The sequence below is a fragment of the Nonomuraea sp. NPDC048882 genome (genome assembly GCF_040649755.1).
GTDB lineage: Bacteria > Actinomycetota > Actinomycetes > Streptosporangiales > Streptosporangiaceae > Nonomuraea > Nonomuraea maheshkhaliensis.
This window is the reverse complement of the sequence record NZ_JBEZGB010000003.1, coordinates 563334-576797: the sequence shown is the minus strand read 5'-3', so window position 1 is coordinate 576797 and position 13464 is coordinate 563334. Positions and strand designations below refer to the sequence as shown.

The window sequence follows — 13464 nt, the reverse complement described above, 5'->3', positions numbered from 1 at the left end:
CCTCCACCCCGCGCGGCCGGCCGACGGGCGGCCCCGCCGGTCGGTCCGGGAAGACGGCCGCGCGACCCGGTCCCGGTGGCCGGCCCTGGTGGTCAGCGCGGGAAGACAGCCGCCAGTTCCGGGATGCGGGCGCGGTAGCCGTCCAGCAGGCGCTCCGCCGTGGTCGTCGAGTCCACCAGCGGGTGCATGGCGAACGCCGCCGTCGCCAGGCGGGCCGAGCCGGTCAGCGCGGCCTCGATGACCGTCTGCTCGACCGCCTTGACCTGCTGCGCCAGCCCCAGGAAACGGCCGGGCAGCGGCCGGGTGGCCAGGGCGCGGACGCCTGAGCCGTCGACCGCGCACGGCACCTCGACGACCCCGTCCTCGGGCAGGCCCGGCACGGCGGAGCCGTTGCGCACGTTGAGGATCATGGTGGCGGGCTCGCCGCGGGCGATGGCGGCCATGAGGGCGAGCGCGATGCCCTCGTAGCCGCCCGCCTCCAGGTCGGCGGCGTCGCGTTCGCCGGCGTCGGTGACGCCGCGCGCGTCGGCCATGTACGACTCGTCCCGTTCCCTGCGCGCCCGCGCCCACGCGGCGGGAGCGTCGCCCGGCCGGGCGCGTACGGCGGCGTAGAAGCGCTCCTGCTGGCCCAGCAGTTCCTCACCCCGGGTGCGCCCGGCGCTCGCGGCCACGGCCTCCCTGGTCAGGTAGTAGTAGTACAGGTACTCGTTCGGCAGCGCCTCCAGCACCCGCACCCATTCGGTGCCGAACAGGCGGGCCTCCTCCACCCGGCGCAGCGCGTCGTCGTCGGCGAGCAGGCCGGGCAGCACGTCGCGGCCCTCGTGGTGCAGCCCGCGCAGCCAGCCGAGGTGGTTGAGCCCCACGTAGTCGGGCGACACGCGGGCGGGATCGAGCCCAAGCGCGGCGGCGGCGCGCCGGATCAGCCCGACCGGCGAGTCGCAGATGCCGATCACCCGGTCGCCGAGCACGCGGCGCATGGCCTCGGTGACGATGCCGGCGGGGTTGGTGAAGTTGATCACCCAGGCGCGGGGCGCGAGCGCGGCCACCCGTTCGGCCACGCGCACGGCGACCGGCACGGTGCGCAGGCCGTAGGAGATGCCGCCTGGTCCGGTCGTCTCCTGTCCGACCAGGCCGAGGTCGAGGGCGACCCGCTCGTCGGCGGTGCGGCCCGCCAGGCCGCCGACCCGGATGGCGGAGAAGACGAACGTGGCGTCGCGCAGCGCGGTGTCGAGGTCGGTGGTCACGCGGACGCGGGGCGGGTCGTCGTGCCCGGCGGCCATGCCGCTCAGCACGTGGGAGACGGCCTCCAGCCGCTCCTCGGAGACGTCGTACAGCACCACCTCCTCCACGCGCGGTTTGGCGGTGTCGCGCAGGAGCGCGCCGTACACCAGCGGGACCCTGAAGCCCCCGCCGCCGAGAACGGCCAGTCTCATCCTCAACCCTTCATGTGAGCAGCACTTCGGCGCCCGCGGCCGCGCAGGCGCGCAGCGTGCTCTCGTCGGCGCCCGCGTTCGTGACGATCATGTCCACGTCCTCGGGCCCGCACACGCGCAGCGCGCCGGTGCCGGGGAACTTGTGGCGGTCCACGAGCAGCACGACCTGCCCGGCCGCGGCGATCATGGCGCGTTTGAGCGGCACCTCGGCGAGCGTGGTGTCGACGAGCTGCCCGTCGGGGCGCACGCCGCTGGCGCCGAGGAAGACGCGGTCGGCGACCACCTGGCTCAGCGCGGCCTCGGTCAGCACCCCGACCAGCGAGTGGTAGGGCCGCCGGATCATGCCGCCGAGCAGCAGCAGCTCGACCTCGGGGTCGGAGCGCAGCACGTCGAGGACGGCGAGGCTGGAGGTCACCACGGTGACGCGGCGCCCGCGCAGCCGCCTGGCCAGGCACATGGTGGTGGTGCCGATGTCGAGCAGGACCACGTCGCCGTCGCCGACGAGCTCGGCGGCGCGGGCGGCCACGGCCTCCTTGTCCTGTTCGTCGGTGGCGGCGACCTCGGCGAAGGGCCGGTCGGTGTCGGCGTCGACGCCGGCCAGGGCGCCGCCGCGGACACGGCGCAGGGTGCCGTCGCGGTCGAGGACCTCGAGGTCCCTGCGGATGGTGGACGGGCTCACCCCGAGCTGGCTCGCCAGATCGCGCACGCTGGAGGCGCCGGAGCTGCGGACGCGGCGCATGATCTCGGCATGCCTGAGGCGCTGGAGCACGCCGGGAGTGTATCAGTCAAATTCGCGCATAAGTAAGCATCTTGCGCCAATCGGTCGCCCGAAACACTTGAAGTGTGCGAGCAAACGTGCAAGATTGCGCACATCCCGCGTGTCGAGGAGGACCTGATCCCGTGTCTGTCCAGGCGTACGACCCTCTCGCCGGCGAACGGACCCCCGAGGGCCCGCAGTTCGACGTCTTCCTGGCCGGAACCGTCTTCCTCGACATCATCTTCACCGGCCTGCCCGCGATGCCCGCGGCCGGCACGGAGATCTGGGCCGAGGGCATGGGCTCCTGCCCCGGCGGCATCGCCAACCTGGCCATCGCGACCAGCCGGCTCGGGCTGCGCACGTCGCTGGCGGCCGCGTTCGGCGACGACGACTACGGCGACTTCTGCTGGCGCACGCTGGAGCAGCAGGAATCGGTCGATCTGTCCCGGTCGCAGCGCTTCGAGCACTGGCACTCGCCGGTGACGGTCTCGATGGCCGTCCACCGCGACCGCAGCATGGTCACGCACGGCCATCCTGCCCCCATGCCGGCCAACGAGATGATCGGCAAGCCGCCGCCGTCCAGGGCCGTGATCGTGACGCTGTCGCCCGAGGAACCCCTGGGCGACCCCGACGCCGCGTGCAACTGGGCTGAGCTGGCCCACCGCGACGGCGCGCTCATCTTCGCGGACGTGGGCTGGGACCCGTCGGGCGCGTGGCCGCGCTCGCTGCTGGACCAGCTCGGCGTCTGTCACGCCTTCATGCCGAACGCGACCGAGGCCATGGCCTACACCGGCACCGAGACGCCGCGCGACGCGCTCTACGCCATCGCCGACAAGGTGCCGCTGGCCGTGGTGACCGACGGCGCCAACGGCGCGATGGCGATCGACTCGACGACGGGCGAGGAGTCGTTCGTGCCCGCGCCGCGGGTGACGGCGCTCGACCCGACGGGCGCGGGCGACGTCTTCGGGGCCGGCTTCGTGCTCGGCACGCTGTGCCACTGGCCGCTGAACGACCGGCTGGCCTTCGCGCAGGTGTGCGCGGCCCTCGCGGTGCAGCAGTTCGGCGGCTCGCTGGCCGCGCCCGGCTGGGGCGACATCGCCGACTGGTGGCACGAGGTGCGCGAGGCGGCCGATCACAGCGGCGCCTACGGCAGCTCGCTGGCCCGCCGCTACGCCTTCCTCGACCGGCTGGTGCCCACGGTCCCGGTCGGAGCGGTACGCCGCGCGGTCGCCACCATCGCCCGGTACGCCGACGTGGGCATGACATCCCCCGCTTCCGGGAAGCGGCCCGACGAGCCGCTGTCCCCGCCCGAGGGCGAGGACCCGGACACGCCTCGCGTACCTGCGCAGAAGGAGTAACCCATGATCGCCCCGAAGCGACAGCCGCGCGGATCCAGGACGCTCGTCCTGCTGGCCGCCGGCGCGCTCGCCCTGGCCGGCTGCGCCCCCGGCTCCTCCGCGCCGCCCCCCGCCGCCACCCCGCAGGCGAGCGCGTCGGCGGTGCGCACCGACCCCGCCTCCCTCGGCGAGGTCACGCTGAACGTGTGGGACCAGGAGGTGCGCGGCGGCCAGGCGGCCCAGATGGAGAAGCTCAACACCGCCTTCCAGGCCAAATACCCCAACATCAAGCTCAAGCGCACCTCCCGCTCGTTCGACGACCTCAACACCACGCTGCGGCTGGCGCTGAGCGGCAACGAGCCGCCCGACGTGGTGGAGGCCAACAACGGCCGCTCGTCCATGGGCGCGTTCGTCAAGGCCGGGCAGCTGCTGCCGCTGGACGCCTACGCCGAGGCGTACGGATGGAAGAGCCGCTACCCCGACTCGGTGCTGCGCTACTCGCGCTACAGCGCCGACGGCAAGCTGTTCGGCGAGGGCAACCTGTACGGCCTGCCGCAGGTCGGCGAGGTCGTCGGCCTGTTCTACAACAAGAGCAAGCTGACCAAGCTCGGCCTGGAGCCGCCGAAGACGTGGGCCGAGTTCGAGGCCGCGCTGGCCAAGGCGAAGGCGGGCGGCGAGGTGCCGCTGCAGTTCGGCAACCTGGACAAGTGGCCGGCCGTGCACGTGTTCGGCACGGTGCAGGGCCGCAGCGTCCCCGCGGAGCAGATCGGCACGCTCGCGTTCGGCCGCAAGGGCGCCTCGTGGAACACGCCGGAGAACACCAAGGCCGCCGAGGAGCTCGTGCGCTGGGTGAAGGACGGCTATTTCGCCAAGGGCTTCAACGGGCAGGGTTATGACGCGTCCTGGCAGGCGTTCGGCAAGGGGCAGGGCGTCTTCCTGATCGCGGGCACGTGGCTGCTGGCCGACCTGGAGAAGACCCTGGGCGACGACCTGGGCTTCATGCTGCCGCCCGGCGCCACGGCCGACGCCGCGCCGGTGGCGACCGGGGGCACGGGGCTGCCGTTCGCGATCACCGCCAAGAGCCCGCACGCCGACGCGGCGGCGGCGTACATCGACTTCATCACCAACGCCGACGCGATGAAGGTGCTCACCGAGACCGGCAACCTGCCCGTCGCCGACACCGGCGCGCAGACGGTCAAGGAGGGGCCGCAGCAGGACGTGTTCACCGCGTTCGGCACGGCCACCGAGAAGAACGGGCTGGTGCCCTACCTCGACTACGCCACCCCGACGTTCGCCGACACGCTGGGCGCGGCGCTGCAGGACCTGCTGGCCGAGAAGGCGACGCCGCAGGAGTTCCTCGACACGCTGGAGAAGGACTACAAGACGTTCGCCGAGAGCAACGGCTGAGCATGGCCCGGATCATGGCGGGGCCGCCCGGGGAGCCCCGCCGCGTCGCCTACCTGTACCTGCTGCCCGCCTTCGTGGTCTACGCGGCCTTCCTGCTGTACCCGATCGGGCGGGCCGTGCAGATCTCCCTGTACGACTGGGACGGCCTGTCCCTCGGCACCTGGGCCGGGCTGGACAACTACATCGCGATCGTCGCCGACGAAGGGCTGCGGGCGTCCTTCGTGCACGCGCTGGTGCTCATGGTGTTCTACGCGGGGGTCCCGCTGGTCATCGGGCTGGCGCTGGCCGCGATACTCAACCACGCCAAGGTGCGCGGGCTGGGCTTCTTCCGCACGGTCGTGTTCCTGCCGCAGGTGATCGCCATGGTCGTGGTGGCGGTGGCCTGGCGGCGGGTGTACGCGCCCGACGGCTCGCTCAACGCGCTGCTCGGCGCGCTCGGGCTGGACTCGCTGACGCGCGGCTGGCTGGGCGACTACACGTTCGCGCTGCCCGCCGTCGGCGTGGTCGGCACCTGGTTCGAGAGCGGGCTGGTGACGGTGCTGCTGCTGGCCGGGATGAGCCGCATCCCCCTGGAGCTGTACGAGGCGGCGCGGCTGGACGGCGCCGGGCCGCTGCGCGAGTTCTTCGCGGTCACGCTGCCGTCGGTGCGCGGGGAGATCGCGGTGGCGCTGACGCTGACCGTGATCGCCGCGCTGCGCACCTTCGACCTGGTGTACATCACCACGCGCGGCGGGCCCGGCGAGTCAACCTCGGTGCCGTCGTACGAGGTCTACCACCGGGCCTTCGGCCTGGGCCAGGTCGGCTCGGCGGCGGCCATCGGCGTCACCCTGACCGTGGTCATCTTCGTGATCTCGTTCGCGATCAACCGCTTCGCCGACAGGAGGGTCTCGTGATCTCGCGCGGGGAGCGGATGGCCAACTACGTCATCCTGTCGGTGTTCGCCGCGTTCGCGCTCTATCCCATCGTGGTGATCCTGGCCGCCGCGCTCGGCCCCGCCGACAGCGGCGGCACGGCCGGGCTGGCGAACTTCGCGGCGGCCTGGGAGATCGGCCGGTTCGGCTCCTACCTGCGTACGAGCCTGCTCGTGTCGGTGTTCGTCGTGGTGGTGAGCGTGGTGCTGTCGGTCATGAGCGGCTACGCGTTCGGGACGATGCGCTTTCGCGGCCAGTCGGTGCTGTTCTACCTGTTCATGCTCGGGATCATGATGCCGAGTGAGGCCGTGGCGGTGCCGCTCTACTTCGACCTGCGCTCGCTCGGGCTGATCGACACGTTCTGGTCGATCTCGATGCCGCAGGTCGCGCTGTCGGTGGCGTTCGGGACGTTCTGGATGCGGGCCTACTTCCGTGCCTCGAACCGGGCGATCGTCGAGGCGGCCCGCATCGACGGGGCGTCGAGCTGGCGCATCCTGTGGCAGGTGCTGCTGCCGCCGGCCCGGCCCGCCGTCGTCACGCTGATCGTGCTGGTGTTCATGTGGACGTGGAACGAGTTCCTCATCCCGCTCATCATGGTCACGAGCGAGTCGCTGCGTACGGCGCCGCTGGGGCTGGCCTTCTTCCAGGGCCAGTACACCTCCGGGTTCACGCTGCTGGCGGCCGGATCGGTCATCGTCGCGACGCCCGTCGTCGTCTTCTACCTCTTCCTCCAGCGTCACTTCGTCCGGGGGCTGCTCCAAGGGGCGGTCCGCGACTAACTTCCCGGAGGTCCGATTGTCCATGAGAGCCGCGGGTCCACCTCGGACGGCGGGCCGCCTGGCGCTGCTCGCCGCCGTCGCCGCCATCGCCGCCTTCGCCGTCCTGCCCGCCACCCCCGCCCTCGCCGTCCCTTCGCCGAATCCTTCATCGAAACAGGAGCCGGTCGATCTCGACGCGTTGTTCGTCGGCGCCCACCCCGACGACGAGGCGTTCAGCCTGTCCACGCTCGGCCAGTGGAAGGAGGATCACGGCGTCCGCGCCGGCGTCGTCACCGTCACCAGGGGCGAGGGCGGCGGGAACGCGGTCGGCCCCGAGGAGGGGCCGGCGCTCGGCCTGCTGCGCGAGTCCGAGGAGCGCACGGCCGTGGCGAACGCGGGCGTGGGCGAAGTCTTCAACCTCGACGACGTCGACTTCTACTACACGGTCAGCGCGCCGCTCACCGACCAGGTGTGGGGCGGCGACACGCTGGAGAAGGTGGTACGGCTCGTCCGACAGACCCGTCCCGAGATCATGCTGACCATGGACCCGGCCCCCACGCCGGGCAATCACGGCAACCACCAGGAGGCCGCGCGGCTGGCGATCGAGGCGTTCTACGCCGCGGCCGACCCCAAGGCGTTCCCCGGGCAGATCCGTGACGAGGGGCTGCGTCCCTTCGCGCCCGCCCGCCTGCTCACCGGCGGGGCGCGCGGCACCTCCGCCGTCGGCCAGGACTGCGCCGCGACGTTCCGGCCTGCGTATCCGGCGCAGAACGTGTTCGGAGTCTGGAGCGGGCGCGCCTCGGCCGAGCGGGGCAGAACGTGGGCGGCCGTGGAGCGCGACGCCCAGCGGGTGTACGCCTCCCAGGGCTGGGCCGGCTTCCCCGACGTGCCCACGGATCCCGCGCAGCTCGGCTGTGACTTCTTCACCCAGGTGGACGCGCGGGTGCCGTTCCCCGCTCCGGGCACGCCGGCCGCCGCCTCGCCGACGGCCGTCCTCGACGGCGCGCTGACCAGGCCGGCGGGGACGGCGCCGCTCGGCACCCGGTTCGGCCTGCGGACCAGCGCGTTCGCCGTACGGCCTGGCGCGCCGTTCACGGTCGAGGTGAGTGCGGACGCACCACCTCGTGAGCCGCTGGGCCGTTCGTCGGTGGCGCTGCGCGTCCCCGCCGGATGGAAGGTGACCGGCTCCGGCTCCCTCGGCCGGCTCGGCGCCGGGCGCGGCGGTTCGGCCACGTTCACGGTGACGCCGCCTGCGCAGGCGGAGGCGGGCCGGGCCCGCGTCGCGGCCACGCTCACCACCGAGCGGGGCGGCGGCTACACCGACCGGCAGGTCGAGGTCAGCCCGTCCGTACGCGGCGAGCAGCAGCCGCTCCCCCAGGTCGCCCAGCACAGGAAGTGGACGGGCGAGGTCGGCGTGCCGCAGCTCGACGGCCTGGTCACGCCCGTGCTCACGCTGCCGTCCGGCGGCAGCCGCGAGGTCGGCGTCGTGGTCACGAACGTCAGCGGCGCCACCAGGTCCGGCACCGTGCGCCTGGACCTGCCCGCCGGCTTCACCGCCGACCGCGCCGAGGCCCCGTACAGCGGGCTGGCCGCTGGTGAGTCGGCCACCGTGCCGTTCACCGTCACCAACTCCGACCCCTCGCTGAAGACCTCCAACGAGGGCGGCGACTACGCCTACACGATCACGACCACGAGCGAGGACGGCACCGCCACCAGCCGCCCCGCGCTCGAACTCGTCCCGGCGGCCACCGTGCCGCGCGCCGCGTCGGCCCCCGCCGTGGACGGCGTGGAGGGCGACGGCGAGTACGCGGGCGCCGCGCTGAACATCTCCCGCCTCTGGGAGGGCACGGCCTGCTCGTCTGCCGCCGACTGCTCGGGCTCGGCGAAGATCGGCTGGCACGACGACACGCTCTACCTGGTGGTGCACGTCAAGGACGACGTGCTCGGCACCCGGCTGGCGGCGGCCGACTGCAAGCGGCACTGGCGCACCGACGCGGTGGAGGTCACCCTCGACCCGCGCGGCACGTCCGAGAACACCTCGACCACGTTCAAGACCGCGGTGCTGCCGGTCACGGCCGAGGGCCCGCCGTGCTTCCTGCGCGACGCCGACAACCGCCAGGGGCCCGGCGAGCAGACGGCGCCCGGGATGCGGGTGGCGTCCAAGGTGGCGGCAGGCGAGTACACGGTGGAGATGTCCATCCCGATGGAGGTCCTGCCCGGCGCCGTCGATCCCGCCCATCTCGGGCTGAACGTCCTCGTGTACGACTCCGACACCCAGGACAGGACCGGCCAGACCAGGATCGGCTGGTCGACGTGGGGCGGGGTGCAGGGCGACCCGTACCGGTGGGGCGTGGCCTCCCTTCCCGGCTACGAGCCGCCCGCCGACCGGCCGACGACCCCGCCGGACCCGGAGATCCCGGACACGGCGCTGTCCAGCCTCGACTCGCCGCAGTCGCTGGAGCAGGCGGTCCGCGTGCACCTGCCGCTGGCCGGCGGGCCCGCGGCCAAGCCGTCGCGCGGCGCGGAGGTCGTCTCGGCCAGGGGCACGACAGGCGGGGTGAAGGTGACGCTGCGGGCCGCCGCCGGCGGCAAGGCGCACCTGTTCGCCCGCGACGGGCAGGGCACGGCGGGCAGCCGCGTCGTGACCGTCACGCGCAAGGGGACCACGACCGTGACCGTGTCCCTGGACCGGGCGCTGGGCGCGGAGGCGACGGTGGTGGCCGGCTGGGAGGCGTCCGGCGGCGGAACGGCGGCGTCCCAGGTCTCCGTGCGGTGAGCGCGACGTCGCGTTTCTCCGTGCGGTGAGCGCGACGTCGCGTTTCTCCGTGCGCTGATCGTGCGGCGGTGATCGTGGTGCGGCCCTCGGCAGGCACCACGATCACCGCCCCGACCTCCATCAATGGTCACTTTAAGTGATTGAACGACTACACTCCGGGTAGGCGTAAGGGTAGCGAACTTCTGTCCCCCGCCCCCAGGGAGCCCCCGTGACCGACCGTTGCGCCACCATGGCCGTCCACCATCGACTCCTCGCCTCCTCACCCCGCTACGCCATCGCCCTGGCCGCCATCGAAAACGACACCTTCGCCAGGAAGAACGCCCGGGCCGCCGCCCGTGAGGAGGTGGTCACCATTCCCGTGGTCGTGCACGTCGTCCATCACACGCCCGAGCAGGACATCGGCCAGGAGCAGATCGACAGCCAGCTCAAAGTGCTCAACCAGGACTTCCGCCGGGCCAACCCCGACGCCGGCAAGGTGCCCGAGGTGTGGCGGGAGCTCGCCGCCGACGCCAGGCTGGAGTTCAAGCTGGCCGGCACCGCCCCGGACGGCGGGCCGACCAACGGGATCGTCCGCCGCCGGACCGACGTGGCGGAGTTCGACCCCGACGACACGGTCAAGTTCGACGACCAGGGCGGCTCCAGCGCCTGGCCCGCCGACCGCTACCTCAACATCTGGGTGTGCCGGCTCAGGGGCGCCCTCGGCTACGCCGCCTTCCCCGGAGGTCCCGCCGACGCCGACGGGATCGTGATCCTGCACAGCGCGTTCGGCACCACGGGGACGGCGGAGTCGCCGTACGACGGGGGCCGCACCGCCACCCACGAGATCGGCCACTGGTTCAACCTGCGCCACATCTGGGGCGACGACGGCGACGGCTGCTCGGGCACCGACTTCGTCGACGACACCCCCAACCAGGCCGGCCTCAACCGCGGCACGCCCACGTTCCCGCAGGTGAGCTGCGGCAACGGGCCCCACGGCGACATGTTCATGAACTACATGGACTACGTCGAGGACGCTGCCATGTTCATGTTCACGAAGGGCCAGGCGGAGCGGATGGACGCGGCGCTTGCCGGGCCGCGGTCGTCGTTCCTCCCCGCGCGGACCAGGACCGGCGCCCGCGCCTGACCCTCCGCGGCTCGGACGCCGGCGAACCAGAGGACTGCCACCCCTCCGCCGTCCGCGACATCGTGACGGCGCGCTGGGCGTGATCGGCGTTCACGGGGAAGGCGCCGTCCGTCGCGACGGCGGAGGCGGTGGTTCTCCATACACGGCGTCGGTGTACGGCCGGAAACCGGGCGGGCTCATGCCACGATGATCAGCGCCTGCGGGCGGCCGGCGGGGAAGGCCCAGACGTGTCTGCCCGCCGCGATCACCAGCGCGAGCGGGACGTCCAGGCCCAGGCTGATCACGCGCAGGGGCGCGCCGGCCGCCGGGGCGAGCGTGAACAGGTCGCGGGCGCCGCCGGTGAGGACCCCGTTGGCGCAGACGAGGAACGGCACCGGCCCCTCCGGCGCCGCCACGAGCCGGCCCTGTTCCCCCGACCAGGCGGAGACGCGTAACAGCCCGCCGGTGACGCTGATCCACAAGGAGCCCGCGCACACCACCATCGCGCCGCGCCGGTGCCGTCCGAGATCGACCTCCTTCGGCCCGCCGCGCAGGATCGTGTCGCGCCTGGACGTCCACCACAGCCGCTCCCCCTCGGCCGCGCACGCGTCGAGGGCGGGCAGCTCCACGGGCTCGCCGAGCCGGCCGGGGCCGGTCAGCCGCCTGGCCAGGTCGGCGCCGACGGCCCAGATCTCCCCGCCGCCCGCCACCACCCGGCCGTCGAAAGGAAGGCCTTTGTCCGGCGCGCCCGAGGGGCCGAGCCAGTGGAGGCGGTCGCCGGACGTGCCCGCCAGCGTCCCCTCCGACAGCGGTCCCGACGGCGACGCCCCCGCGAACGACCTGGGCATGATCACGGTCTCCGCCAGCATCCCGGGGACGCCGGCGGGGCCGGTCACCGTTCCTGGCACGGCGGCCAGCGACCGCAGCTCGGGCCCCGTACCGCCCTCGCCGAGCGGGGAGCCGGCGGCGGTGTAGGCGCGCACGCCACCGGTCACCGCGCACCAGACGGTCGTCCCGTCGGACGCGGCCGCGCGAACGGGACACGGCAGGTCGATCCGGGTGACCTCGACGCTCATGGCCTGACCTTAGACCCGCGAGAACGAAGCCGGACAGACCTCGCGCAGAGCACGCGGGGACCTCGCACAGAGCACGCGCGGACCTCGGCCCGAGCACGGGCGGACCTCGCGGCGGCCTCGCGCGTACCTCACGCAGACCTCGCGCGGGCCTCCCAGCGACCCCACCGACTGTGCGGCGACGGCGCGGCAACGGCGCGGCGAGGGCGCGGCGACGGGCGCGGCGACGGGCGTTCAGGCACGGAGAAGGCCGTGGCGGGGTATCCGCATGGCAAGGGACGGATCCGGTCATCGGCCCAGGTCACCTCGGCTGCGATCATTGTGACCATGCGTGTTGTGGTGATCGGGAGCGGCATCGTCGGGGCCGGCGCGGCCTACCATCTGAGCCGCCGGGGCGCGGCGGTGACCGTGGTGGACGGCGGGTACCAGGGCGATGCGACGCAGGCGGGCGCGGGCATCGTGTGCCCGTGGGTGGACCATCCGGAGGACGACGACTGGTACCGGCTGACCCGCGAGGGGGCCCGCCGCTACCCCGGGCTGGTGGAGGAACTGGGCGAGGACATCGGCTACGCCAAGGTGGGCGCGTTGCTGGTGGCCGAGGATCCGGTCGACCTGGAGCCGGTGCGCTCGCTGTTGCGCCGCCGTCGTCCTGGCGCGCCGGAAATGGGCGAGATCACCGATGTGTCCACCCCGTCCGAGCTGTTCCCGCCGCTGTCGGACACCCTGAGCGCGATCCTCGTGCCGGGCGCGGCGCGGGTGGACGGCCGCGCGGTCCGCGACGCCCTGCTCCGCGCCGCCGTCTCCATGGGAGCCGAGGTACGCACGGGCATCGCCACCCTCACCCCGGACGGCCAGGTCCTCCTCCACTGCCCCGAGAACGACAGCCGGCCGGGCACACAGGACCTGGCACCGGAGGCCACGGCCGGCCCCGGCGAAATCCCGGGCGCGGCCGGCGACGGCGACACCGCGCACCCAGCCACGCCCCAGGACCGGACCGGCGGGCGGAACGCGGGCCAGGACCACCTCGACGGGCCGGACACGGACCGGAACCAGGGCGGCGGACCTGACACGGGCCGGGAGCCCGGCGCGGGCCGAGAGCAGGGCCGCGGACAGGACGGCGCGCAGGACGGCGGCGGGCAGGGCGGCGGGCAGGGCGCGTCGTGGCGGCAGGCCGCGCCGTCAGCGCCCGCCACTGCCGCGCCCGGCACGACCGCGTCCGCTACTGCTCCGCCTGGCACGGCCACGTCCGCCACTGGCGCGCCTGGCACGACCGCGGCTACCGCCGGGGAGGCGGTGCTGCTGGATGCCGACGCGGTGATCGTCGCCGCGGGCGCGTGGGCCGGTGAGGTGTGCAGGCCCTTGGGGGTCGAGCTGCCGGTCTTTCCCCGGCGCGGCCAGATCCTGCACGCGACCCTGGAAGGCGTGGACACCGCGTGGTGGCCGATCATCCTGCCCAGGATGGGCCCCTACCTGCTGGGTTTCCCCGAGTCCCGTGTCGTGATCGGCGCGACCGTCGAGGACGTGGGTTTCGCGCCGCGCGTCACGATGGGCGGCCTGGACGAGGTGATCAGGGCGGGCCTGCGGGTGGCGCCGGGGCTGTTCAACGCGACGGTCACGGAGACGAGGGTCGGCCTGCGTCCGGTGTACGCCCCGGGCCCGGCGCTCATCGGCCCGCTGACCGGGCGGGTGGTGGTGGCGACGGGGCTGAGCGCGTACGGGCTGACGGCGGGCCCGTTCACCGGCCAGATCGCCGCGGCGCTCGCGCTGGGCGAGACCCCGCCGATCGACATCACGCCCTACGCCCCCAATACCCGCTAAATCCAACCAACCAGGGACGACCGGCACCCCTGGCCATCAAGCGCGACAAGCAGCCACGTAGGATCGGATTCCTCCCCACCGTGACTCCGTGG

General features: G+C 73.4%; 10 protein-coding genes. 7 read left to right on the top strand and 3 right to left on the bottom strand.

Annotated features, from left to right (window positions below; genetic code table 11):
- Positions 1–92: 92 nt before the first annotated feature.
- Both AB0C27_RS12580 and AB0C27_RS12575 read right to left on the bottom strand, forming a co-directional pair.
- Positions 93–1433 carry a 6-phospho-beta-glucosidase gene (locus tag AB0C27_RS12580; protein ID WP_357842033.1) on the bottom strand — a complete coding sequence of 447 codons (1341 nt, stop codon included), beginning with the start codon at positions 1431–1433 and terminating at the stop codon, positions 93–95.
- Between the two features lie 10 nt (positions 1434–1443).
- The gene (locus tag AB0C27_RS12575) at positions 1444–2202 is read right to left on the bottom strand and encodes a DeoR/GlpR family DNA-binding transcription regulator (protein ID WP_357842030.1); all 759 of its coding nucleotides are present in this window, start codon (positions 2200–2202) and stop codon (positions 1444–1446) included.
- A 131-nt stretch (positions 2203–2333) separates the two neighbouring features.
- Here AB0C27_RS12575 and AB0C27_RS12570 point away from each other — a divergent pair, with 131 nt between their 5' ends.
- From AB0C27_RS12570 to AB0C27_RS12545, 6 genes are all read left to right on the top strand, one after another.
- Complete coding sequence (locus tag AB0C27_RS12570; RefSeq protein ID WP_357842027.1) at positions 2334–3548, top strand: PfkB family carbohydrate kinase; 1215 nt, start codon at positions 2334–2336, stop codon at positions 3546–3548.
- Between the two features lie 3 nt (positions 3549–3551).
- The gene (locus AB0C27_RS12565; RefSeq protein ID WP_357842024.1) at positions 3552–4934 is read left to right on the top strand and encodes an extracellular solute-binding protein; all 1383 of its coding nucleotides are present in this window, start codon (positions 3552–3554) and stop codon (positions 4932–4934) included.
- Between the two features lie 14 nt (positions 4935–4948).
- Positions 4949–5827, top strand: coding sequence for a sugar ABC transporter permease (locus tag AB0C27_RS12560; RefSeq protein ID WP_357842021.1), 879 nt, complete (start codon positions 4949–4951; stop codon positions 5825–5827).
- The gene (locus AB0C27_RS12555; RefSeq protein WP_357842018.1) at positions 5824–6624 is read left to right on the top strand and encodes a carbohydrate ABC transporter permease; all 801 of its coding nucleotides are present in this window, start codon (positions 5824–5826) and stop codon (positions 6622–6624) included. Before AB0C27_RS12560 ends, AB0C27_RS12555 begins: the two co-directional genes overlap by 4 nt.
- Before the next feature lie 22 nt (positions 6625–6646).
- Entirely contained in the window at positions 6647–9379 is a 2733-nt protein-coding gene (locus tag AB0C27_RS12550) for a sugar-binding protein (RefSeq protein WP_357842015.1), read from the top strand.
- Positions 9380–9587: 208 nt separating this feature from the next.
- Entirely contained in the window at positions 9588–10502 is a 915-nt protein-coding gene (locus tag AB0C27_RS12545) for a zinc metalloprotease (protein ID WP_357842012.1), read from the top strand.
- Positions 10503–10678: 176 nt separating this feature from the next.
- On the opposite strand, the gene AB0C27_RS12540 is transcribed toward AB0C27_RS12545, so the two are convergent.
- Entirely contained in the window at positions 10679–11557 is an 879-nt protein-coding gene (locus AB0C27_RS12540) for a hypothetical protein (RefSeq protein ID WP_357842009.1), read from the bottom strand.
- Between the two features lie 324 nt (positions 11558–11881).
- On the opposite strand from AB0C27_RS12540, the gene AB0C27_RS12535 reads away from it, so the two are divergent.
- Positions 11882–13372 (top strand): FAD-dependent oxidoreductase, encoded by a 1491-nt coding sequence (locus AB0C27_RS12535; protein WP_357842006.1) that lies wholly within the window; start codon positions 11882–11884, stop codon positions 13370–13372.
- Positions 13373–13464: the final 92 nt, after the last annotated feature.